General features: G+C 65.0%; 1 protein-coding gene. It reads left to right on the forward strand.

Annotated features, from left to right (window positions below; all coding sequences use genetic code 11):
- Positions 1–160: 160 nt before the first annotated feature.
- Positions 161–1849, forward strand: a complete 1689-nt coding sequence (locus tag CKO15_RS13595; RefSeq protein WP_200197345.1) for an IS1634 family transposase — start codon at positions 161–163, stop codon at positions 1847–1849.
- The last annotated feature ends 76 nt before the right edge of the window (positions 1850–1925 follow it).

The raw sequence follows: 1925 nt of genomic DNA on the forward strand, positions 1-1925 counted from the left end.
CCCAAGTTCCACAGTTCACTCCCGATCTGAGGGGGTTGGTGTAGTGTAAGTGATTGATGGGGTTTGTTTGACCCCCATATTTCGCGCGAATTCTTGTTGTGTCACGTGTCAATGCCTTGCTCCTTGATGTATAAAGTTTCCGGCGGCACAATGTCATGCCATGTATGTGCGCATCACAAAGTCCGGCCCGCGTCGCTACCTTCAGCTGGTCGAGGGTTATCGGGACGCCGCCGGCAAGGTCAAACAGCGTGTGGTGGCGAGCCTCGGCCGCCTCGATCACCTTAAGGCTTCGGATCTGGATGCCCTCATCAAGGGCCTCCAGCGGGCGGCGGGTCGCCCCGAGTCGTTGCCGGAGGCACCGCGTTTCGATTCGGCCCGCGCCTTTGGCGATGTCTGGACCTTGCATCAGCTCTGGCAGGAGCTCGGCTTGGGTGGTGCCCTGCAGCGCGCCCTGCGCTCCTCTCGGCGCCAGTTCGATGCCGAGGTGCTCATCCGGGCCATGGTCTTCAATCGCCTTGCCGAGCCGAGCAGCAAGCGCGGCACGCTGGAGTGGTTGCGCGAGAACACCAGTGTTCCCGGTCTGGACGCCTCGGCAATCCACCACGAGCAGCTCCTGCGCGCCATGGATGCGCTGGAGGACAACAAGGAGGCGGTGGAGCGGGCGGTCGCCGGTCAGTTGCGGCCGCTGCTCGACCAGGAGCTCAGCGTCATCTTCTACGATCTGACCACGGTGCGCATTCACGGCACCCAGACGGTCGAAGACGACATCCGCCGGTACGGCTTGAGCAAGGACACCGCCGGTATCGGCCGCCAGTTCGCGCTGGGTGTGGTGCAGACCGCCGAGGGTCTGCCCATCGCCCATGAGGTCTTCGAAGGCAATGTCGCCGAGACGCGCACCCTGGCGCCGATGATCGAGCGGCTGCTGGAGCGCTTTGCGCTCACCCGCGTGGTGGTGGTGGCCGACCGGGGCCTGCTCAGCTTCGACAACATCGACACCCTGGAGGCCCTGGGGGCCGAGCAGGGGCTGGCCGTCGACTACATTCTAGCCGTGCCGGCCCGGCGTTATGGCGATTTCACCGAGGTGATGGAGCGTCTCCATCCGCAACTGGCGGCGGCGGTGGCCGAGTCGAGCCGGGACGTGGTGATGGAGACCACCTGGAACGGCCGCCGTCTGGTAGTGGCCCACAACGCCGAGCGGGCCGCCGAGCAAAGCGCACAGCGCCGAGAGACCATTGAGGAGCTCGATGCGCTGGGTGCTCAGCTCGCAGAGCGCCTCAACAACCAGGACGCCGGCCAGCCCGGTCGTGGCCGGCGCTCCAGCGACCGCAGCGCCCACCAGCGCTTCCACAAGGCGGTGCTGGAGAAGCGCATGAGCTCCATCATCAAAACCGATTTGGGTGCGCCGCAGTTCAGTTACAGCATCGACGAAAAGGCGTGGGCGGCCGCCGAGCGTCTGGACGGCAAGCTGCTGCTGGTCACCAGCCTCACCGACATGGACGCCGAGGCGGTGGTGGAGCGCTACCGCTCCCTGGCCGACATCGAGCGCGGCTTTCGGGTGCTCAAGTCGGAGATTGAAATCGCGCCGGTCTACCACCGGCTGCCGGAGCGCATTCGGGCGCACGCAATGATTTGCTTCCTGGCGCTGCTGCTCTACCGCGTGCTGCGCGAGCGCCTCAAGGCGGCCGGCAGCACGCACTCACCGGAGAAGCTGCTGCGCAGCCTGCGGCAAATCCAGCGGCACACCGTCCACGTGGGCCCCCATGCCTACGAGGGCCTGACACGGCCCAGCCAGGAGCAGCTCGACCTCTTCGAGGCCGCCGGCGTGGAGGTGCCGAAGGAACCCTGCTGAGCAATGTTGTGGCATTTTTTGAAATCCGGGCGTCCGGATATCAACAAGTTACGTCTTTAACTGTGGAACTTGGGTG

Origin of the sequence: Halorhodospira abdelmalekii (assembly GCF_016583625.1) — a bacterium.
GTDB classification, from domain to species: domain Bacteria; phylum Pseudomonadota; class Gammaproteobacteria; order Nitrococcales; family Halorhodospiraceae; genus Halorhodospira; species Halorhodospira abdelmalekii.

Bases quoted from the DNA above. Each gene is read 5' to 3' on its own strand.
- CKO15_RS13595 (WP_200197345.1), top strand. From the start codon at position 161: ATGTATGTGCGCATCACAAAGTCCGGCCCGCGTCGCTACCTTCAGCTG.